The sequence below is a fragment of the Zhongshania sp. genome, from assembly GCF_041623545.1.
Classification (GTDB): Bacteria; Pseudomonadota; Gammaproteobacteria; order Pseudomonadales; family Spongiibacteraceae; genus Spongiibacter.
The window spans coordinates 1-19,283 of sequence record NZ_JBFJWS010000004.1 but is presented as its reverse complement, the minus strand read 5'-3'; the positions used below and the strand labels follow the sequence as shown (position 1 = coordinate 19,283).

Genomic DNA, 19,283 nt, shown 5'->3' with positions numbered 1-19,283 from the left:
TAATAGTTATCCCCCCCATAGAGAACGCGTGCCGCTTAAATATGCGCGTAGCATGCTGCAAGTGGCTGAAGCCCAGGGCTATAACTGCGAGGAATTGCTACGCTCACTGCAGTTACCGTTTAATCCGATGGCACCGGAGGCTGATTTAAATAGCCTTATCGACAGCCGTGATTACAGCCAAATCTACAATCGGGTTATGTGTTTACTGCAAGACGAATCGTTTGGTTTAGGCTTGCAGCGACGCACCCCGGCTGGCAGTTTCAGAATGCTTTGCTTATTTATCATTCACTGCGAAACTTTGGAACAGGCACTGCAACGGGCGTCGGAGTTTATTAATTTTTGTCGTAGCCTCAGCGATATGCACTACGCCCCAAAGCGGCCTGTAGAGCGGCTGGGTAACGGCACTGCAATTTACCGTTTTGCCCATAGTTCTGAATTAGTCGACACTGAACAGGCTATCTCAGAGCGGGAGGCAAGCTACGCCACTGCAAGAATGATGGCTATTTGGCGCCGGTTTTGCCAATGGCTTATCGGCAAGCCACTCGACCTTTTAGGTGTTTATCTGCAGGTGCGCTCGCCGGACAAAGACAGTTATTTTGAACAACTATTTGGCTGCGAAATATACTATGGCAGTGAACACAATGCCTTCCTTATTGCGGAACACAATCTTGACTGCCCGCTAATTCACACTGAAGATTCACTGCGTAAATTTTTGCGCAATGCGCCCTACCACCTCCTTGTCGCGCAAGAAGATGAAGACAGCTCTTTACTGTCGCAAATGAAACGCATTATCGGCACCGACCTTAGTCACGAATTCCCCAGTGTCGTCACCATGGCAGAGCAATTACACATGTCGGTGCGGACCTTGCGGCGCCGACTAAAAGACTTAGACACTACCTACCAGCAATTTAAAGATGAATTGCGCAAAGAACATGCCTGTCGCTGGCTAAATCAGCCAGAATTAAAAATTAACGCTGTCTCTGCACTACTTGGTTTTGATGAGCCGAGTGCTTTTCATCGATCCTTTAAAAAGTGGACGGGTATGACGCCTGGGGAATACCGAGCCAGTCGCCAACCGCACGCACTAAATGAAAGCCCTTCCCAAGCCAATTTAAGCCAAGCATCCCCCTGAAGGTCGCTAAGCCCTATATGAATCCAATTGATATCATTAAATCCCTGCCCGCACCCAAGGGCAATGCAAACCGGGCAGAACTGCGGCCGATTCCCGCCGAGCTAGCCCACCATGAACGCGCAGAACTGCGCAAACTGCCCTTTGATAATATGCATAATTTCCGAGACTTAGGCGGTTTTAATGGTTTTAAAGGACAGTCCGTGAAATGGGGCATGATATACCGTGCCGACAAAATTTCGGGTTTGTCTGAACAAGACCAGCATTATCTAGAGCGATTACAAATCAAAAAAATTATCGATTTCCGCTCAGACGAAGAGCGCAGTAATTCGCCGCATAGTTTGCTGCCAAATAGCCGTATAGTGATAGAAGCGCTGCCGGTTACCGTTGAAGCTGCGCAAATAGAGAAAGTTACAGCTCGACTCCAGCAAGAAAACGTTACCGCAGAAGACATGGCGCTATTTTTAATTGAAGCTAATCGCGAAATGATCGAGCGCTTCACGCCAATTTATAAGCAGTGGCTGCATGGCCTGCTAGAAGACTGCAGCTACCCGTTGGTATTCCACTGTACTGCGGGCAAAGATAGAACAGGACTGGCCGCTGCTTTGTTGTTGCGTGTTCTTGGTGTCGCTCCTGATCACGTCATGCAGGATTACCTCGCGACCAACACTTACACAGGCACAAGAGTCGAGCAAATCGTGCACCATATCAATGAGATGACAATGCACCAAGTCAACGAAGATGTAATTCGGATGTTATTTAAGGTGCAGTCGCGCTTCTTAAACGAAGCCTATAAAAGTATTGATGAGCACTACGGTGACTTTGCCAATTATGTCGACATCGGCCTAGGGTTTGGCGATGCCGAGTGCGAGCGATTGCGCCAATTACTACTCGAGCCAGCGCGGGGAAACTAATATGGAAACCCGTGTTTTCAACTCCGCTTATGGCGAACTCACCTTATTTCGTCGGCCCTTTCGGCCCCGAGAGACACTGCAAGCCTGGGACGCCGCGGATGAGTATTTATTGCAGCAACTCGCGGAGCGCAATCTAGATAAAAGCACCCGTATTCTTATCGTTAACGACAGCTTTGGCAGTTTAAGCACTGCCTTGGCTGATTACGCTTGTACCTTGTGGGTAGACTCAGCAATTAGCCAGCTTTGCAGCACCGAGAATGCAGCCCGTAACAACAAGCTCCCGCCAGCGTTTATTCCGGCAAACTCACCGCCCTCCGGGCAATTCGATATGATCTTATACCGGCTACCGAAAAGCCGCTCACTACTCACCTATCAACTACAGACCCTAGCGCCTTTATGTCGTAGCGGCGCCATATTTATTGGGGCGGCGATGGCTCGCCATATCGATCACCATATTGTCAGTGCATTTGCTAAAAATATCGCGACAGTCAAACCCAGCTTAGCCAAGAAAAAAGCCCGTTTGATGCATTTAGAGGGTGAAATTATTGCCGTGGAGCGTCAATCCGATTCTAAAACAATTACTTTAGCTGAGCACAATATGGTGCTCGTCAATCGCGCTAATGTATTCTCCCGCGACAAGCTCGATCAAGGCAGTAGAATCATGTTGGCCAGCTTAGAGAAGCTCGATACGCCAACGAACGTCGCTGACTTGGGCTGTGGCAACGGTATTTTGGGTATCAGTGCGGCCCAGCATTGGCCTAACGCCCACGTTTATTACGCTGACGACTCTTTTCTAGCCATCGAAAGTGCCAAGCAAAATGTCAGGCAAAATCTAGGCGAGGACTACAGCAACGCCACATTCAGTGTTAGTGACTGCCTTTACGGCTACAAGGGCGAGGATTTCGATTTGGTGCTATGCAATCCGCCCTTCCATCAAGACCATCACGTTGGGGATCACATCGCCCGCCAGATGTTTCGCGACAGTCATAAGCACTTAGCGCTAAACGGGGTGCTGTGCGTAGTTGGTAACCGTCACCTTGGCTACCACGTATTACTTAAAAAATTATTTGGTAATTGTGAAACGATAAACTCGGACAGCAAATTCGTGGTTTTGCGGGCGCGGAAAACAACCCCGTCAAACGGGTGATACTGCGAGTTTGGCTGGTGTGCTTAAATAATGCTTTATAGCAAAACTGAGATTTGCATGCCAATCCATGTTGTTTTCGTCTGCCTCGGCAATATCTGCCGCTCGCCGGCTGCCCAGGGAATACTTGAAAAATACGTGCTTGACGCGGGCTTGACGGACAAAATCAGCGTTGACTCCTGTGGTACAGCGGCTTTTAACCTTGGCAAGTCACCGGATCCGCGCTCGATTGCCGCCGCAAATCGTGCTGGCTACGATATAACCCAGCAAATCGCCCGCCAGATCGATGACCACGATTACCATCGGGCTCACTATGTCATTGCGATGGACCGCATGAATCTCACCAACGTCCTAGCTTGGGCTCCAGCCGATTATGACGGCGAAATTAAGCTGCTAATGGACTACTGCGACCACAACGGGAACGCCCAGATCCCCGATCCATTCTATGACGATGAACACAGCTTTGATCGTGTAATTCAGCAAATTGAAATCGCCGCAAACGGCCTACTCAACACAATCAGGCAAACCCATCGCTTATAAGCTCGAACGTGTAACTAGTTGCGCGTTAGATGAACCAAGCTTTCCAAATGGTATGTTTGGGGAAACATATCCGCCATAACCGCATCGGCTACCACAAAACCGCCGCTCTGTAATATCGCTAAGTCTCGACTCAAGGTGGCTGGATCACAGGATACGTAAACCAGTGATTTTACGGCTACTGCCTTGGCCAAAGCCTCACACAATGCCTTGGCACCGGCCCTTGGCGGATCAATAATGACTTTGTGGCTGGCAGCATTTAGGGAAATATTTGTAGGCTCGAATAGATCAGCATGACGGTATTCAATCGGAAGGTTGAGTGTTTTTGCCTGCTGACTCGCGCGTCGCAACATGGCTTCGCCAACATCAATACCAATAACACTTGCGCCTGCAGTCGCTATGGCCAAACTAAAATTGCCTAAGCCACAAAAATAATCACTGACTAAGTCGCCGGCTACTGGTTTCAGCCAGACTAAACATTGCTGAATCATTTTTTGATTCACGGCGATATTCACCTGGGTGAAATCGCCGGGCTGAAATGGCAGCGAAAGCGTGGCGTTTACTGGATAAGCAAGAGGGGCGTTTTCGCCCCGCCACGCTGGGCCTTTGCTGCCCTCAATACTGTGCAGGAATGCTGGCGCAGCTATTTTTTCCGCTAACACTGCACTTCGCTTGGAATCGACAAAGCCTTCTTTCTTTACCTTGATGGCAACCCGTTGATCACCGCTCAAGGTCAACACAAGCTCAGCCGTGGCTTTTTCACCAAGAAACGCTTTAATTGCGGCCGAGCTTTCCTTTAACACGGCATTCAATTCAATTGCCAATAAGGGACAGCCGTCGATTTCAACTAAGTTGTGGCTACCCTGTGCTTTGAAGCCCAAAATACCGTTGTGGTAACTGAGACGTGCGCGGTGCCGATAGCCAAAATCAGTGTCGCTAATGACCGAAGGCGAAATGGCTTCCGTTTTGTCGTCAGAACCATGCGATAACACCCGCTCTAAGCGCTGCTGTTTAAAGTGCACCTGGCTCACATAATTCAAATGTTGTAACTGGCAGCCACCGCAACGTTCGTAAACGGGACAAATGGCTTCTACCCGCTGCTCGGCGGGCGTGGACACTGCCAGTAACTTGGCTTCGTCATAGCGTTTGTGGCGGCGAATGTATTGGGCATCCACGCTTTCCTTTGGCAAAGCGCCGCCAACAAAAACCACCTTATTGTCGTGGCGGGCTACGCCGCGTCCGTCATCGGCTAAACTGTCGATATACAATTTTAGTACGGCTGTATCTAGGACAGGCTTCGGCTTTTTGGCCGGCTTGAAGGTGTTGATGTGGTGACGCTGCTTACTCATTAACGCAAACCTGTGTTGGGGATAAACTGCCGGTATTGCTCCAGACACTGTTGTTTTCGAGCCGCTAAAGCGCGCTGTTGGACTGCTGATTCTGCTTTTACGCCGGATAGCTGCGCACAATCCAAGTCGGCGTAGGCTTCGCCTTGGGGAGCGCTACTGCGAATTTGCGGTGACAGTTTGACCACTGGCAACGCCGCCTCCTCTTCCGCCAGCAGCTCGAGCGAACAAGTAAATAGCGCGGCACTTAACAGCCCCAACGCCACGCTATGGCTATATTTTCGCATCATTCACACTATTCTCTTGAATTTGGCCGTATTTTACCTAGGCAAAGCCACCGTGGATATTCAATTGCCGCTATTTTCAGTTAGAATGGTCGGCTTAGCGTATTTTATACTATCCGCCTAACCGGAAGGCTTATGTCTAGCATCGAAAAAAAGATTGAAAATGTAAACGTCACCGCACAGGAAGTGCTGATTACTCCAGCACGTTTAAAAGCCGCGCTGCCAATGAGCGATCGCGCCAAAGAGATCGTAACCCAGGGCCGCGACACCGTTAGAGATATTCTCGACGGTAAAGATCACCGCATGTTTGTGGTTGTTGGCCCCTGCTCTATTCACGATGTCGACGCCGCCATGGATTACGCCAAGCGCTTAAAAGTGCTGGCCGATGAAGTCAGCGACACCCTCGTTATTATTATGCGCGTGTATTTTGAAAAGCCCCGCACCACTGTGGGCTGGAAAGGCTTAATCAACGACCCCTATTTGAATGACACTTTCAAAATTGAAGAAGGCCTGCACATTGGCCGTAAATTACTACTGGATATTAGCGAGCTGGGTTTGCCGACCTCCACCGAGGCCCTCGATCCAATTTCGCCACAATATTTGCAGGATTGCATTGCTTGGTCGGCCATCGGCGCGCGTACCACTGAGTCGCAAACTCACCGCGAAATGGCCAGCGGTCTGTCGTCTGCGGTAGGCTTTAAAAACGGCACCGACGGTGGCTTAACCGTGGCCGTGAATGCCATTGGCTCGGCGGTTAAACCGCATCGGTTTCTGGGCATTAACGGCGAAGGTCAGGTGGCGGTTATTCACACCACCGGCAATGCTTATACCCATATTGTGCTTCGCGGCGGCAGCCAAGGCCCAAATTACGACTCAGTGCATATCAAGCTATGCGAAGCTGAATTAGCTAAGGCCGGTATCCCCTTGAATATCATGGTCGATTGCAGCCATGCAAACTCCAGTAAAAAGCCTGAGCTACAACCGCTGGTAATTGAGAATGTCGCGAACCAAGTCATCGAGGGCAATACCTCTATTGTCGGCTTAATGGTCGAGAGCAATATCAATGCTGGCAATCAAAGCATTCCGGAAGATCTCTCGAAGCTTGCTTACGGCGTGTCGGTAACCGATGGCTGTATCGGTTGGACCGAGACCGAGACCGCGCTGCGAACCATGCGCGAGCGCTTAAAAGACGTTCTGCCCAAGCGCGCACGCTAAACGAAGCGAGTTCACATCGCCGTAAAAAAAGCGCCTTCGGGCGCTTTTTTTATTTTTGTATTCTTTGAGTGATCCAAGATAAAGATCATTGCGTAACAACTTTGCTTCTACACCTTGATGCTCAAGGTTTTTATGCCCCGATTTATCGGGGCTTTTTTGTGCTCCGCACGATGCTTTCCAGTTTTTCCGCGGCCACTTAAGATGGCTCAATACAGCTTGAGTTCGGCGTAAAGTCCACAGTGATCAGACAGGGAACGCCATGGCTCGCCATTTAGGGGTTTTGCCGATAAAGTCTGAAATCCCCGAGAATAAATGCGATCCAAACGAAATATTGGCCGTTTGGCTGGGAAGGTTTTAGCAAGCTTACCATTGGCCTGCAATGAGGCCTCACGCAATTTCAAGCTGTGTTTAAAACGTAAATGCAGCGCCCCGCTCCAATCGTTGAAATCACCGGCAATAATCAATGGTGCGTCGGCGGGTACTTTTGCATTTATTAATTTCGTGAGCAAATTAAATTGCTGGTGACGCTCCCAGCCAAGTAGCCCCATGTGCACACAAATAACGTAGATACCGGGTTCAATGACACTCAGCAGCAAGCCGCGCTGGGAGCGGCGGTATAGCGAGATATCGATGTTTTCACTGCTAAGTATGGGGTATTTGCTGAGAATGGCATTGCCGTGATGGCCGTGGTCATATACCGCGTTTTTACCATAGGCATAATGCGGCCACACCGTGTCGGCAAGGTACTCAAAATGCCCCTCATCGACCCAGTCCGCGTGACGTTCGGCATGCTGGCTATTTTCGCCAACCACTTCCTGCAGAAAAACCAGTTCGGCATCGACGCTGCGAATACTGTCGCGAATTTGATTAAGCAGAAACTGGCGGTTTGCAGAGCAAAACCCCTTGTGGACGTTATAAGATAAAACTCTTATTACTGTCATCAGTCGCTACTCGGTCAAAAAGGAATAGATACAGTCCCTTAGTCAGGGTGGCATTTCTTTAGTTTCCTGCCACTGCCACACCAGCATTCGTCATTTCGCCCTAATTTTAGCGGGGGTAATATGTCGCCGTCACAGTATAGCCATTGATTGCTATCGCAAACAAAACGGGAGCGCTCGTGCAATTGCCCCACTTCCATACCAGTTTGGTAAAATGCGACGAATTCAACTTCGCCCACGGTTTGCCCTGCCTCGCCGCTGCGGCAGGACAGGACTCTTAAGCTACACCATTGCGTTTCAGTAAAGCTTTGTTCGAGGCTTTCGCGGCTTTCAGAAACCCGTTTACTCGGGTGCAGACTGGCTAATAGATAATCGGCTTCACCGCAGCAAAAAGCGCTATACCGGGACCGCATTAAGGCTTCAGCTGTCGGCGCTTGTCGAATGCCGCGAATATAAGGCTCGCAGCAATCAGCAAAAGCAGCGCCTTGTCCGCAATAACAGTTCAAGACTCAGCCCTGAACCGGAGGCACAATGGCACTAATATCACTGGGCTCCCATTCACTGGGTAGCGCCGTAGCGCAGCGGCCTTCGCGATCGAAACCGACTAATACGGTTTGACATGTCGTCGCTTTCACGCCGTTTCCGTAGATACAATGCTCTATAGTCATGCTTTTATTACCCATTCGCGAGCACCAAGTATCGACAATAACGGTGTGGTCAAAGCGAATTTCCTTCAGCATGTCCATTTTGACGCTCGCGACAACATGGCTAGGTATCTCGCCGCTATATTGCTTGGCAACCGCCTTAAAAAAGGCGATTCGCGCGAGATCAAAGTACTGGGCGTAGTAGCTATTAGAAACGTGGCCAAGAACATCAAGGTCAGAAAAACGCACCTGAATTTCAGTCCGTGTGTGCTGGAGTTGCATGGGGGCTATCCTTGGAGCACTCGCCCCTTGATCAAGGGACGAGTTTGGATGAAGTTAGTCAGAATCAGTCGGTAGACTTATGACTATTTGAAATAAGCGTTATCGGTATTCGTGTGGTCGGTACTGTCTTTCACGCCAGCGAGACCAGGTACTTTTTCAAGTAAGGTCTTCTCTACCCCTTCTTTCAGCGTCACGTCGACCATACCGCAGCCCTGACAGCCGCCACCAAACTTGAGCACTGCTAATTTATCTTCAGTTATCTCTTGTAGCGATACCTCGCCACCGTGCGCAGCCAAAGACGGATTTACCTCGTTATAGAGCACGTAGTTAATCTGATCTTCCAGCGGACTGTCTTCATTAACCCTTGGTAGGCGGGCGTTTGGTGCCTTTATCGTTAGCTGACCACCCATGCGGTCGCTGGCGTAATCGATAAATCCTTCGTCGAGAAAGGGCACGCTGCGACCATCGAAATAGGCTTTAAACTTGGGGTAATCGCGAATAATGTCGGCGTCGTTTAAATCCCCTTCGCGACAGTAGGCGATACACGTTTCTGCCTTAGGCGTACCCGGCTGCGTAATGAACACCCGCACACCAATGACGTCGTCTTGCTTTTCGAGCAATTCGGCCAGATAGTCCTGGGCGGACTCTGTAATCGTCAAATTAACGGCTGTTTCTTCTGTAGACATAATAACCTCTGTATATCCCGCTGTTTTGCCAAACAATTTCTATGCTGGGCCGAGTATCTGTTAGAATTGCGTAGTTTACCACGAAGCCCATGCCGGCCACAGTCCGCGCTGCGTTTTTGCTTATTACGTTTAAAATTATCAGGATATTCATGAGTCAGTCTACTTCCCGCATCGCCCAACTTACCAACGCGCTCAAAAACCGAATACTGGTTATTGACGGCGCCATGGGCAGCTTAATTCAAAGCTATAAGCTGGAGGAAGCTGATTACCGTGGCCCGCGCTTCGCTGACTTTCACACCGACCTGAAGGGCAATAACGATCTACTCACCCTGACCCGCCCCGATGTGATTAGAGAAATTCATCAAGCCTATCTTGACGCTGGCGCCGATGTTATTGAGACCAATACCTTTAATTCAACGGCAATTGCACAAGGTGATTACGATTTACAAGGGATTGCCGAAGAGTTAAACCGGGTTGGAGCGGAGCTCGCCCGAGAAGTGGCTGATGCTGAAACCGCGCGAAATCCAGAGAAGCCACGCTTTGTTGCCGGTGTTATCGGGCCCACACCACGCACGGCGTCGATTTCCCCCGACGTTAACGACCCCGGTGCTCGCAATACCAATTTTGATGAGTTGGTCGAAAATTACTATGCAGCCACCCGCGGTCTAATTACCGGCGGTGCCGACATTCTGATGATTGAGACCATTTTTGACAGTCTCAACGCCAAAGCGGCCGTCTACGCCGTGCTGCAATATTTTGAAGATACCGGTGACGAACGTCCCATCATGATCTCGGTGACCTTCCCCGACACCAGTGGCCGCACCTTGTCCGGACAAACGCCAACAGCCTTCTGGAACTCCATCGCCCACGCCAAGCCACTGATCATTGGTACAAATTGTGGTAGAAGATTCAGCGAGATACGCCCCTTTGTTGAAGAACTTTGTGAGGCTTCTGACTGTTATTTTAGCGGCCATTTTAACGCTGGCCTGCCCAATGAGTTTGGCGAATACGATGAAACACCTGAGGACATGCACGGTGAGCTAAAGGAGTTTGCCCAGCGCGGCTTCCTTAATTTGGTCGGCGGCTGCTGTGGCACTACGCCAGCCCACATAAAAGCCATTGGCGAGGCAATGGACGGTATTGCTCCCCGCCCCCTGCCTACGCGCGAACCTATTTGCCGGCTTTCTGGTTTAGAACCATTTCATATTGACGCCAGCTCCCTGTTTGTGAACGTCGGTGAGCGCTGCAACGTCACCGGCTCAGCGGTATTTAAGCGCCTAATTCTAGAAAACGACTACGACGCCGCCCTCTCTGTTGCCCGTCAGCAAGTCGAAAACGGCGCTCAGGTGATCGATATCAACATGGATGAAGGCATGCTTGATGCCAAACATGCCATTGTCACTTTTTTAAACCTGATCGCTGCAGAGCCGGACATTTGCCGGGTACCGATCATGGTCGATTCCTCGAAGTGGGATGTCATCGAAGCGGGCCTAAAGTGCATTCAGGGTAAGCCGATCGTCAACTCGATCTCAATGAAAGAAGGCGAAGACGAATTCCGTGAGCGCGCCCGCGCCTGTATGAAGTACGGCGCAGCGGTCGTAGTCATGGCCTTTGACGAAGACGGTCAGGCCGACACCTTTGCGCGTAAAGCTGAAATCTGTAAGCGCAGCTATGAAATCCTCGTTAATGAGATCGGTTTTCCGCCCCAGGACATTATTTTCGACCCAAATATTTTTGCCGTGGCCACTGGTATTGAAGAACACAACAACTACGCCGTTGATTTCATTGAAGCCACAGCCTACATCAAAAAAGAACTGCCCTTCGCTATGGTGTCGGGCGGCGTATCGAACGTGTCCTTCTCCTTCCGGGGCAATAATCCGGTACGCGAAGCGATTCACTCGGTATTCCTCTATCACGCGATTAAAGCCGGCATGGACATGGGTATCGTTAATGCCAGCCAACTGGCGATTTACGACGATTTACCAAAGGAACTCCGGGATCACGTTGAAGACGTTATTCTTAACCGTCGGGATGACAGCACCGAGCGCCTGCTGAATATTGCCGATAAATACCGTGGCGATGGCTCTACCGCGGAGAACAAAGAAGACTTAACTTGGCGGGAATGGCCAGTAGAGAAACGCATAGAGCACGCGCTGGTAAAAGGTATTTCGACGTATATAGAAGAAGATGCCGAAATCGCCCGCGCCGCCGCGGTTAAACCCATCGACGTCATAGAAGGCGCGCTGATGGATGGCATGAACGTGGTGGGCGATTTATTCGGCGACGGCAAAATGTTCCTGCCCCAGGTCGTTAAATCTGCGCGGGTAATGAAGCAGGCCGTGGCCTACCTCAACCCCTTTATTGAAGCCAGTAAAGCCGTTGGCGCGAAAGCGAATGGCAAGGTTTTGATGGCCACCGTCAAAGGCGATGTCCACGATATCGGCAAAAATATCGTGGGCGTAGTCTTGCAATGCAATAATTTCGAGGTCGTCGATCTCGGCGTAATGGTGTCCTGCGATAAGATTCTGGAAGCCGCCAAGCGTGAGAAAGTCGACATTATTGGCCTGAGTGGTCTAATCACGCCGTCTTTAGACGAAATGGTGCACGTGGCTAGTGAAATGCAGCGTCAGGGCTTCACTATTCCTCTGATGATCGGCGGCGCGACAACATCAAAAGCCCACACCGCGGTTAAGATTGAGCCCAAATACCAGAACGATGCCGTGGTCTATGTGCCGGATGCCTCGCGCAGCGTCGCGGTTGCTACCCAGCTAATCAGTGAGGACATGAAGGTCGATTTTGTTGCCGAGCGCAAAGACGAATACGAGCGTGTTCGCGCGCGCCGTGCCGGCAGTCAGGGCAAAAAGCGCTTATTAACCTACCCAATGGCCTGCGCGAATGCCTTTGTCACCGACTGGGCCAATTACACGCCGCCAGCACCAACTTTCTTAGGCACTCGTACATTCGAGGACTACCCCCTTGAAACCCTGCGGGAAACCATCGACTGGACGCCCTTCTTTATATCTTGGGGCTTAGCAGGTAAATACCCAAAAATATTCGATGATGAAACCGTCGGCGAGGCCGCGCGTAATTTGTTTGATGACGGCCAGCGTATGCTCGACCGCCTCATTAACGAAAAGCTGCTGAAGGCAAACGGCATTATCGGTTTCTGGCCCGCCCAGCGCAGCGGTGCAGATGACATCACGGTCATGAACCCAGACGGCTCCGCGCCATTGGAAGTTTTGCATCAGCTTCGCCAGCAGGCCCAAAAGCCAGACGACAAGCCCCATATGAGCTTGGCCGATTATATTGCTCCGGCGGACAGCGGCAAAACCGACTACATTGGCGGCTTTGCGGTGACGACGGGCTTAGGCGCAGACGAACTAGCAGAAAAATTTGTCGCCGCCAACGACGACTACAGCGCCATTATGGTGAAAGCACTCGCGGATCGCTTGGCAGAATCTTTTGCTGAACACCTGCACTTGCGTGTGCGCAAGGAATACTGGCCTTACGCCAGCGACGAAAATCTCAGCAATGAGGAGCTAATCAAAGAGAAATATCGCGGCATACGGCCTGCGCCAGGCTACCCTGCCTGCCCTGACCACACCGAGAAGGAAACCCTGTTCCGCTTGCTCAATGCGACCAGTGAAACTGGAATTATTCTCACCGAGCACTTAGCAATGCATCCCGCCGCCGCGGTAAGTGGTTTCTATTACTCCCACCCTGAGTCACGCTACTTTGCGGTCGGTAAAATCGGCAAGGATCAAGTTGAGGATATTGCTGCCCGCAAAGGCATGGAGATGAAAACCATGGAGCGCTGGCTGTCACCAAACCTGGATTACGATCCCTAGCGGCAAAGCAACACGAGGCGCCCCCGAGATGGCTTAAGCTAGCTCGGAGGCCCTTGGGGTACTTCACTAGAGATGCAATGTCGGAGAGGAATTGCCGGATGAACGACGACAGCAAGCAAGATCTGCCCGACCAAGGCCCTGCGAGCAAGCCAGGCCCATTAGCCGTTATCGGCAGTATTATCTCTGCCGCTTTTGGGGTGCAAAGTAGCCGCAATCGCGAACGTGACTTTAAACACGGTCGTTTCCGCAATTACGTGATAACTGCGCTTATTTTTGTGGGCGTGTTTATCGCTACGGTGTTTACTATTGTCCAGCTAGTACTGAAGCAGGCCAGCTGAAACTCCGCAAAGTCCCCTATCGGCAGTTTCCGCTAACGAATACCCCTTCCCCACAATCGACTATGCTGTAAATCAGTAAATGCTCGGTAGTCGCAACGTCAATTACCCCGGTGTGTGCAGTAATTGCACGAGATGGTGTTTCACAGGCGCTAAGCGACGATCAAATTAGCAGCCTAAAAATACGCAGAGGGCAAAATATGTCGCCTCGAAAATTCGCCCTGCTAATAGCAGCAAGCTTCATTGTCTTACTTGTCAGTGCCTGCGCTGGCGTAAGCGGGCCACCCGTATTTTTAGATACCGATATCCCCAAAACTCAACTACCGTTTCTTAACGATCCTGATGAATTCCAGTTTGTTGTAATTGGCGACCGCACCGGCGGCCACAGGCCTGGGGTATTCCGCCGTGCAATATCGCAAATAAACCTGCTGAGGCCGGAGTTTGTTCTCTGCGTCGGCGACCTTATTGAAGGGTATAGCGAAGACCTCGACGAAATAAATCGTCAGTGGCAGGATGTTGAGAACACAATTAGCCTATTAGAAATGCCCTTTTTTTACACGGCAGGTAATCACGATATAAGTAACGCCCTTATGCTGGAGGTCTGGCAACAGCGTTTGGGGCGCGATTATTATGCATTTCTCTACCGCGACGTGCTGTTCCTCTCCTTAAGCACCGAGGACCCCGCCGTTGAAATGGCCGATGAGCTTATTGCGAGCCAGATTAGGCTAGAAAAATTAATGGCTACGGCACCACAAGAAACTCAAAAACGCTTGCTACAGATGGCAAGGCAGCGGCCCCCTGTATCGTTGCCTGGCTCAGCTGCTATCAGTCAAAATCAGCTTGATTTTATTCGCGTTACCCTAAAACAACACAAGAGCGTGCGCTGGACCATATTATTAATGCACAAGCCTGCGTGGCAATACAGCAGCGTCGAGTTTGCAGAAATAGAAACCATGCTACAAGATCGCAATTACAGCGTAATCGCGGGGCACGAACACTACTACTCCTACACCGAGCGCTATGGGCGAGATTACATTGATATGGGGACTACGGGCGGAGTCTGGTTAAAAGACGGCGCTGGCCGTGGCGACCATATTACATGGGTAACCATGACAAACGAGGGACCGATTTTTGCGAATATTAAGCTAGATGGCGTGTTTGATAAACACGCCATAGGTCAGTCAGAGTAGTTATGAAACAAGCGATTAAGACGGCATTCCCGACAGCCAGTACACTGCAGTACCCACAACAATGCTCAATATAGCGATGGCGGCGCAGGCGTCAGCGAAGTTATCGCCGCGTTGCTCTTCGGTTTGCTCAGACGTATGATCAGACATGGAAGCCTCTTGGTATGGGTAGATTATTGGGGCCGTAGATCGGCGCTAAAATTCAGGCCGCATTGTAACAAGAATTTCGGTCACCGTTGAGCTAATTTATACCCAAGATTGTGGCTTATCGACCCTACGCGTAAGCATTACCCAGAAAATTCGTTAGCGAAAACCCCACTTTATCTTTACCATTAGGCCGCTACAAACTGCAGCTATTAGCTCTATGCCCACCGAATGCATGGATTTTACTGCCTATATAGCATTATTGACCCGCCAAAACACTTACGACAAAGGTTCCTATGTACGCTTACGACCAATTTGACCGTCAGCTTGTCAGTCAGCGTGTTGCGCAGTTCCGCGACCAAACCCAGCGCTATCTCGCAGGCAAAATTAGCGATGAGCAGTTTCTGCCTTTGCGTTTGCAAAATGGCCTCTATATTCAGCGCCTTGCACCCATGCTACGAATCGCGGTGCCCTACGGCACTCTGAATGCTGAGCAACTACGCAAATTAGCTTCTATTACACGCAAATATGACAAGGGCTACGCCCATATTAGTACGCGCCAAAATGTGCAGCTGAACTGGCCCAAGCTAGAAGAAGTGCCCGACATTCTGGAAGAACTTGCTGAAGTAGAAATGCACGCTGTGCAGACCAGCGGCAACTGTATTCGTAATGTAACCGCTGACCAGTTCTCTGGCGTCGCGGCTGACGAAGTTGAAGACGCCCGCGCCTACTGCGAAATTATTCGCCAATGGTCGACCTTCCACCCTGAGTTTGCGTTTTTACCTCGCAAATTCAAAATTGCGGTATGTGGTTCCGAGACTGACCGCGCTGCGGTTATGGTCCACGATATTGGCCTGCAAATTGTTAAAGATGCCGCTGGCAACACCGCGTTTAAAGTTATTGTGGGCGGCGGTCTAGGCCGAACCCCCGTTATCGGCAGCGTGATACATGAAGCCCTTGAGCCCAAACATCTACTGACCTACCTTGAAGCGATTTTACGGGTTTACAACCAGCTTGGTCGCCGTGACAACAAGTTTAAAGCACGAATTAAAATTTTGGTGCGCGCCATGGGCGCTGACGCATTTAAAGCCGAGGTTGAAAAGGAATGGGCGCATATTAAAGATGGCGCGCTAAGCCTAACCGATGAAGAAATAAGCCGTGCGCAGTCTTTCTTTCAGCCACCAGCCTATGAATCACTGCCCCAGCAAGACATGCAGGCGCTGGCATTGGAAAACGCCGACTTTGCCCGCTGGTTGCAGCACAATACCCACGCTCACAAAGTGAGCGGTTACCGCATTGTGACCTTGGCGCTAAAAACCACGGGCATTGCCCCTGGTGATGTTACCGCTGAACAGCTAGAAGTGATCGCCGATTTGGGCGAGCGCTACGGTTTTGGCGAAATTCGCAGCACCCACCAGCAAAATATTGTGCTGCCGGATGTTCGTCAGCAAGATTTATTGGCACTTTGGAAAGAGTTGATTGAGCTCGAAGTGGCCTCCCCGGTAGTCGGCACCTTAAACGACATTATTTGCTGCCCCGGTGGCGATTTCTGCTCATTGGCTAATGCCAAATCTATCCCTATCGCCGAAGCTATTCAACGGCGCTTTGAAGACCTAGATTATGTTTATGACCTTGGCGAGATTGAACTCAATATCTCTGGCTGTATGAACGCCTGCGGTCATCATCACATTGGCAATATTGGTATTCTCGGTGTAGACAAAAAAGGCCAGGAGTTCTATCAGGTTTCCCTTGGTGGCAGCCAGGGCTTAGACGCCTCGATTGGCAAAATACTTGGCCCCTCCTTCGCGCAAGATGAAGTGCCTACTGTGATCGAGAAAGTACTCGAAACCTTTGTTTCACTTCGCCAGCCGGAAGAAAGCTTTTTAGACACCTTCCGCCGCGTTGGTATTGACCCCTTTAAGGAGCGTGCATATGCCTAAGATTATTAAAGACCTCAATGTTGTTGAGGATAGCTGGCAGGTTTGGCGCGACACTGACAGTTTACCTGCTAGCGGTGGCTATATCGTGCCGCTAAGCCTATGGCAAACGCAGAAGGATGCATTGCTCGCACTAGGCGATGTTGCTGTATTCTTAGCCAGCGATGAATCCCCAAAACTTTTGGGCGAAGACGTAAAGGACTTCGCGTTGATCGCCGTCGACTTCCCCAAATTTGCTGATGGCCGAGGCTTTAGCTATGGCCGAGAGTTGCGCGAGCAGCACGGTTTTCGCGGTGAACTCCGTGCGATTGGCGACTTCATGCGGGATCAGCTATATTTTTTGAAGCGCTGTGGTTTTACTAGTTTTGCGCTACAGAGCGATGAACTTGACGAGGCGCTTGCCAGCTTTAATGATTTCAGCGACGCCTACCAGCCATCAATAGATCAGGCACTCCCTATCTTCCGCCGCCGTTAAGACGGTACGGAGTGGGTAAAATGCCGCCATATTGGCGGCATTTTACGTTATAAAACTTAATAAACTGCGCGACTATTGTCTCGCAAGCGGCCCCTATGTGATTATGAACGCTAAGTCGCACCACCAAGAGGTACAATTGTGGAAGCGAGTCTAACATCGTCGTTTTTCTTAATCTTCAGCGGTGCGGCAGTATTAGCGTCCATCGCTTTGTTCACTCGCCAACCCTTGCTGATTGCCTATATTGCCCTAGGCGCTATTATTGGCCCCTACGGCAGTGGCTGGGTCACCGATGTAAACTTATTAGCTGAGATTGCTGAGTTTGGCATCATCTTTTTGCTGTTTTTACTCGGCTTAGATATGCAGCCAAAAGCGCTGCTGGCCACATTAAAAAAAGCGACCATTGTTGCCGTGGTGAGCTCTTTAGCATTCGCCGCAATTGGCTACGGACTCGCGGTGAGTTTTGGCTTTAACAATAATGAGGCACTTGTGGTCGGGGCGGCCATGATGTTTTCCAGTACTATCATTGGTATTAAGCTCCTGCCGACCACTGCCCTGCACCACCGCCATACTGGCGAGCTCATGGTTGGCTTGTTACTGCTGCAGGATTTAATTGCTATTTTTGTGCTGATCATTCTCTTCAGTATGGGCATGGGCGAGTTTTCCGGCGCCAATCTGTTTAAAACACTTGTCTCGCTACCAGCCCTTGTTGCTTTTGCGTTTTTATCGGTTCGCTTTGTCTTATTACCGCTAATAAGCCGCTTTGATCGGTTTCACGAATATATCTTCCTACTCGCCATTGGCTGGTGTCTCGGTATGACCGAGGCCGCCCACGCCTTAGGCTTATCGGCTGAAATTGGCGCCTTTCTGGGTGGAATAAGCCTCGCCACCAGCCCGATTTCGCAATATATCGCGATTAACCTCAAACCTTTGCGGGACTTCTTTTTGATTCTGTTTTTCTTTTCGCTAGGCGCGCGATTCGATTTAGGCTTACTGAGCGAAATTATCGTGCCCGCGTCAATTCTAGCCGCTTTAGTACTAGTCCTTAAGCCGATTATCTTTCGGTTTCTAATTCATGGCATGAGTGAAACTAAGAAACTGGCTTGGGATTTGGGGTTCAGGATGGGACAAATCAGTGAATTCTCACTATTGATTGCCTATGTTGCCACGGAGATGGCCTTAATCGGCCGAGAGGCATCGCATTTGATTCAGGCTACCGCCATTATTAGTTTTGTGGTGTCATCTTATATTGTGGTTTTAAACTACCCTACGCCTATTGGTATATCTGACAAACTGCGACGGGATTAAGTCCCGCCGCTAAGTTTTCTCGTGCTTTACTGAAACATTACCGAAAAACTAACGGGTACAATCAAACCAATATTTTTCAAGCCCGCTAAACTGCGCAATTTGGCAACACCAGCGATCAAGCCGAAGTCCTTAGTATTAACAAAACTGGGGCTGACCGTGATGGCATGGTACATTCCATCATCACGCTTAGTGACGATGACCTCAAAACTCATCGGTGCACTAGTGCCATGCATAACGAGTGCTCCCGCCAGTTTCATTGTTTTCTGTTCGCCAACCGCCATCGCCTTTAGCGCTGGAACATCGACAATTGCGGAATACGTCGCAGCAGGAAATTTATCCGTTTCGAATAAATATTTGCGCATTCTTTCGTTGCGAATATCAATACCGCTGACGATGCTATTTAGGCCAACAACAATCTCAGCCTTACCAGTCTGCTCGTCAATATTACCCGCGAGGCTTGAAAAGCTCATGGTTTCCGCAATCGCATCATTTTTAACGGTGGCAAAACTCAGACTTGAGTGATCCGCCTTCAGATCCATTGCATTTAGGCCACTAAGGGGCAGCAAAAAAACTAACGCACACAACAACTGTTTCATCGTCCATTCCTCATTAAATCCAATCACTGATGGCCAGTAGGCTTCTGTGAAGCTTTACATTTTGCATTCAAAGAGACAAGGATTAGTGGCTGATTTACCCGTCCCCGAATTTGCTTAGGCAAAAAAAAGCCCGGTAAAACCGGGCTTTTTTAGAGCTTACTACTGCTTAAAGCGCAGAGTCTAACTCAGGTACTGCATTGAACAAGTCAGCAACGAGTCCGTAATCCGCAACCTGGAAGATCGGCGCGTCTTCGTCTTTGTTGATAGCAACAATGACTTTAGAGTCTTTCATACCAGCCAAATGCTGGATCGCGCCAGAAATACCGATGGCAATGTA

Annotated in this window: 19 protein-coding genes and 1 pseudogene; 11 read left to right on the top strand and 9 right to left on the bottom strand. The window is 50.1% G+C overall.

The window, feature by feature from the left end; translation table 11 throughout:
- The first annotated feature begins 28 nt into the window (after positions 1-28).
- From ABYT30_RS01540 to ABYT30_RS01525, 4 genes are read left to right on the top strand one after another with little or no spacing between them, the layout of a single operon-like run.
- Positions 29-1,132 (top strand): AraC family transcriptional regulator ligand-binding domain-containing protein, encoded by a 1,104-nt coding sequence (locus tag ABYT30_RS01540; RefSeq protein WP_373094938.1) that lies wholly within the window; start codon positions 29-31, stop codon positions 1,130-1,132.
- A 17-nt stretch (positions 1,133-1,149) separates the two neighbouring features.
- The gene (locus ABYT30_RS01535) at positions 1,150-2,043 is read left to right on the top strand and encodes a tyrosine-protein phosphatase (RefSeq protein ID WP_373079314.1); all 894 of its coding nucleotides are present in this window, start codon (positions 1,150-1,152) and stop codon (positions 2,041-2,043) included.
- Position 2,044: 1 nt separating this feature from the next.
- The gene (locus ABYT30_RS01530) at positions 2,045-3,190 is read left to right on the top strand and encodes a methyltransferase (protein WP_373094935.1); all 1,146 of its coding nucleotides are present in this window, start codon (positions 2,045-2,047) and stop codon (positions 3,188-3,190) included.
- Positions 3,191-3,247: 57 nt separating this feature from the next.
- Positions 3,248-3,727: a low molecular weight protein-tyrosine-phosphatase gene (locus ABYT30_RS01525; protein WP_373079319.1), complete on the top strand. Its 480-nt coding sequence runs from the start codon at positions 3,248-3,250 to the stop codon at positions 3,725-3,727.
- Positions 3,728-3,741: 14 nt separating this feature from the next.
- Here the strand turns inward: ABYT30_RS01525 and rlmD are convergent, their stop codons facing one another.
- Both rlmD and ABYT30_RS01515 read right to left on the bottom strand, forming a co-directional pair.
- The gene (gene rlmD, locus ABYT30_RS01520; RefSeq protein ID WP_373094932.1) at positions 3,742-5,073 is read right to left on the bottom strand and encodes a 23S rRNA (uracil(1939)-C(5))-methyltransferase RlmD; all 1,332 of its coding nucleotides are present in this window, start codon (positions 5,071-5,073) and stop codon (positions 3,742-3,744) included.
- Positions 5,073-5,360, bottom strand: a complete 288-nt coding sequence (locus ABYT30_RS01515) for a hypothetical protein (protein ID WP_373079323.1) — start codon at positions 5,358-5,360, stop codon at positions 5,073-5,075. The genes rlmD and ABYT30_RS01515 overlap by 1 nt, the downstream gene beginning before the upstream one ends.
- A gap of 129 nt (positions 5,361-5,489) precedes the next feature.
- On the opposite strand from ABYT30_RS01515, the gene ABYT30_RS01510 reads away from it, so the two are divergent.
- Positions 5,490-6,569, top strand: coding sequence for a 3-deoxy-7-phosphoheptulonate synthase (locus ABYT30_RS01510; RefSeq protein WP_373079325.1), 1,080 nt, complete (start codon positions 5,490-5,492; stop codon positions 6,567-6,569).
- A gap of 206 nt (positions 6,570-6,775) precedes the next feature.
- On the opposite strand, the gene ABYT30_RS01505 is transcribed toward ABYT30_RS01510, so the two are convergent.
- From ABYT30_RS01505 to nfuA, 4 genes are all read right to left on the bottom strand, one after another.
- Positions 6,776-7,510: an endonuclease/exonuclease/phosphatase family protein gene (locus ABYT30_RS01505; protein ID WP_373079328.1), complete on the bottom strand. Its 735-nt coding sequence runs from the start codon at positions 7,508-7,510 to the stop codon at positions 6,776-6,778.
- 38 nt (positions 7,511-7,548) lie between these two features.
- Entirely contained in the window at positions 7,549-8,013 is a 465-nt protein-coding gene (locus ABYT30_RS01500) for a YchJ family protein (RefSeq protein ID WP_373094929.1), read from the bottom strand.
- 3 nt (positions 8,014-8,016) lie between these two features.
- Positions 8,017-8,433 carry an acyl-CoA thioesterase gene (locus ABYT30_RS01495; protein WP_373079332.1) on the bottom strand — a complete coding sequence of 139 codons (417 nt, stop codon included), beginning with the start codon at positions 8,431-8,433 and terminating at the stop codon, positions 8,017-8,019.
- Between the two features lie 83 nt (positions 8,434-8,516).
- Positions 8,517-9,119, bottom strand: a complete 603-nt coding sequence (nfuA, locus tag ABYT30_RS01490) for a Fe-S biogenesis protein NfuA (RefSeq protein WP_373079335.1) — start codon at positions 9,117-9,119, stop codon at positions 8,517-8,519.
- Positions 9,120-9,268: 149 nt separating this feature from the next.
- On the opposite strand from nfuA, the gene metH reads away from it, so the two are divergent.
- From metH to ABYT30_RS01475, 3 genes are all read left to right on the top strand, one after another.
- Entirely contained in the window at positions 9,269-12,967 is a 3,699-nt protein-coding gene (gene metH / locus ABYT30_RS01485) for a methionine synthase (protein WP_373094927.1), read from the top strand.
- Positions 12,968-13,065: 98 nt separating this feature from the next.
- Positions 13,066-13,305, top strand: coding sequence for a DUF2970 domain-containing protein (locus tag ABYT30_RS01480; protein WP_373083579.1), 240 nt, complete (start codon positions 13,066-13,068; stop codon positions 13,303-13,305).
- Positions 13,306-13,502: 197 nt separating this feature from the next.
- Complete coding sequence (locus ABYT30_RS01475; RefSeq protein ID WP_373083580.1) at positions 13,503-14,492, top strand: metallophosphoesterase; 990 nt, start codon at positions 13,503-13,505, stop codon at positions 14,490-14,492.
- Positions 14,493-14,507: 15 nt separating this feature from the next.
- Here the strand turns inward: ABYT30_RS01475 and ABYT30_RS01470 are convergent, their stop codons facing one another.
- Complete coding sequence (locus tag ABYT30_RS01470) at positions 14,508-14,639, bottom strand: hypothetical protein (RefSeq protein ID WP_373083581.1); 132 nt, start codon at positions 14,637-14,639, stop codon at positions 14,508-14,510.
- 290 nt (positions 14,640-14,929) lie between these two features.
- Here ABYT30_RS01470 and ABYT30_RS01465 point away from each other — a divergent pair, with 290 nt between their 5' ends.
- The 3 genes from ABYT30_RS01465 (at position 14,930) to ABYT30_RS01455 (ending at position 18,350) form a co-directional block, all read left to right on the top strand.
- Entirely contained in the window at positions 14,930-16,573 is a 1,644-nt protein-coding gene (locus ABYT30_RS01465) for a nitrite/sulfite reductase (protein ID WP_373094924.1), read from the top strand.
- A complete protein-coding gene (locus ABYT30_RS01460; RefSeq protein ID WP_373084243.1) occupies positions 16,566-17,045 on the top strand; it encodes a DUF934 domain-containing protein in 480 nt (159 codons plus the stop codon). The genes ABYT30_RS01465 and ABYT30_RS01460 overlap by 8 nt, the downstream gene beginning before the upstream one ends.
- Before the next feature lie 138 nt (positions 17,046-17,183).
- Positions 17,184-18,350, top strand: a complete 1,167-nt coding sequence (locus ABYT30_RS01455; RefSeq protein WP_373084245.1) for a cation:proton antiporter — start codon at positions 17,184-17,186, stop codon at positions 18,348-18,350.
- Between the two features lie 26 nt (positions 18,351-18,376).
- Here the strand turns inward: ABYT30_RS01455 and ABYT30_RS01450 are convergent, their stop codons facing one another.
- Both ABYT30_RS01450 and ABYT30_RS01445 read right to left on the bottom strand, forming a co-directional pair.
- Entirely contained in the window at positions 18,377-18,946 is a 570-nt protein-coding gene (locus ABYT30_RS01450) for a YceI family protein (RefSeq protein ID WP_373084247.1), read from the bottom strand.
- 166 nt (positions 18,947-19,112) lie between these two features.
- A pseudogene (locus tag ABYT30_RS01445) lies at positions 19,113-19,283 on the bottom strand (electron transfer flavoprotein subunit alpha/FixB family protein); the annotation flags it as partial.

What these genes read in the sequence shown, in the direction of transcription:
- ABYT30_RS01460 (WP_373084243.1), top strand. Translation starts at nt 16,566, where the DNA reads ATGCCTAAGATTATTAAAGACCTCAATGTTGTTGAGGATAGCTGGCAG.
- nfuA (WP_373079335.1), bottom strand. Translation starts at nt 9,119, where the DNA reads ATGTCTACAGAAGAAACAGCCGTTAATTTGACGATTACAGAGTCCGCC.
- ABYT30_RS01535 (WP_373079314.1), top strand. Translation starts at nt 1,150, where the DNA reads ATGAATCCAATTGATATCATTAAATCCCTGCCCGCACCCAAGGGCAAT.
- ABYT30_RS01465 (WP_373094924.1), top strand. Translation starts at nt 14,930, where the DNA reads ATGTACGCTTACGACCAATTTGACCGTCAGCTTGTCAGTCAGCGTGTT.
- rlmD (WP_373094932.1), bottom strand. Translation starts at nt 5,073, where the DNA reads ATGAGTAAGCAGCGTCACCACATCAACACCTTCAAGCCGGCCAAAAAG.
- ABYT30_RS01515 (WP_373079323.1), bottom strand. Translation starts at nt 5,360, where the DNA reads ATGATGCGAAAATATAGCCATAGCGTGGCGTTGGGGCTGTTAAGTGCC.
- ABYT30_RS01530 (WP_373094935.1), top strand. Translation starts at nt 2,045, where the DNA reads ATGGAAACCCGTGTTTTCAACTCCGCTTATGGCGAACTCACCTTATTT.
- ABYT30_RS01450 (WP_373084247.1), bottom strand. Translation starts at nt 18,946, where the DNA reads ATGAAACAGTTGTTGTGTGCGTTAGTTTTTTTGCTGCCCCTTAGTGGC.
- ABYT30_RS01510 (WP_373079325.1), top strand. Translation starts at nt 5,490, where the DNA reads ATGTCTAGCATCGAAAAAAAGATTGAAAATGTAAACGTCACCGCACAG.
- ABYT30_RS01505 (WP_373079328.1), bottom strand. Translation starts at nt 7,510, where the DNA reads ATGACAGTAATAAGAGTTTTATCTTATAACGTCCACAAGGGGTTTTGC.
- ABYT30_RS01470 (WP_373083581.1), bottom strand. Translation starts at nt 14,639, where the DNA reads ATGTCTGATCATACGTCTGAGCAAACCGAAGAGCAACGCGGCGATAAC.
- metH (WP_373094927.1), top strand. Translation starts at nt 9,269, where the DNA reads ATGAGTCAGTCTACTTCCCGCATCGCCCAACTTACCAACGCGCTCAAA.
- ABYT30_RS01525 (WP_373079319.1), top strand. Translation starts at nt 3,248, where the DNA reads ATGCCAATCCATGTTGTTTTCGTCTGCCTCGGCAATATCTGCCGCTCG.
- ABYT30_RS01495 (WP_373079332.1), bottom strand. Translation starts at nt 8,433, where the DNA reads ATGCAACTCCAGCACACACGGACTGAAATTCAGGTGCGTTTTTCTGAC.
- ABYT30_RS01480 (WP_373083579.1), top strand. Translation starts at nt 13,066, where the DNA reads ATGAACGACGACAGCAAGCAAGATCTGCCCGACCAAGGCCCTGCGAGC.
- ABYT30_RS01475 (WP_373083580.1), top strand. Translation starts at nt 13,503, where the DNA reads ATGTCGCCTCGAAAATTCGCCCTGCTAATAGCAGCAAGCTTCATTGTC.